The sequence below is a fragment of the Treponema endosymbiont of Eucomonympha sp. genome, from assembly GCF_001028545.1.
Map to the genome: position 1 here is coordinate 1 of NZ_BBPW01000462.1, position 564 is coordinate 564.

Below are 564 nucleotides of genomic sequence, written 5' to 3' on the forward strand. Positions count from 1 at the left end.
GCAAATTGCACTTGGTAGTCGACGAGTACGGGATGCCGGCAGGCGGCATTGTGACAAGCGGTACTGTCGCGGACTGTAGCCAGGCGCCTCTCCTTATGGAGGATTTGGAGGCGGAAGCGTTCCTTGCGGACAAAGCGTATGACACGAACGAACTGCTCGATATGCTTAAGGAAGCGGATATAACAGCCGTCATCCCTCCGGTTAAAAGCCGGAAAGAGCAAAGAGCGTACAGTCATGAACTGTATCGGGCGCGGCACGTCATTGAAAACGTCTTCCGCGCCCTCAAACGCTGGCGCGGAATCGCTACGCGCTACGCAAAGCTCACCGCTTCCTTCATCGCCGCCATTCATGTCAGGTGTTTATTCCTCTATCTTCCAGTCCACACTACCTAGGGTAGAACAGAGACACTACCTAGGGCAGGACAGAGGCACTGTTCTGTTCGAGTGTGTGTTTCACGCCTGTCCGTGCAGGGGTCGGCTTCCTGTTCAGTACGCTGCTTCTGTACTGCGCCGTTCGGCTTACGCCGAACGCTCCCACAGCCGCGCCGGATACGCGCCCGCCGCG

The 564-nt window shown here is 57.3% G+C and carries 1 protein-coding gene; it reads left to right on the forward strand.

Translation table 11 applies throughout. The features are described 5' to 3' along the window. The coding region (locus tag AWU74_RS07590) for an IS5 family transposase (protein ID WP_162505038.1) at positions 1 to 392 on the forward strand (392 nt) is incomplete at its 5' end. Between the last annotated feature and the right edge of the window lie 172 nt (positions 393 to 564).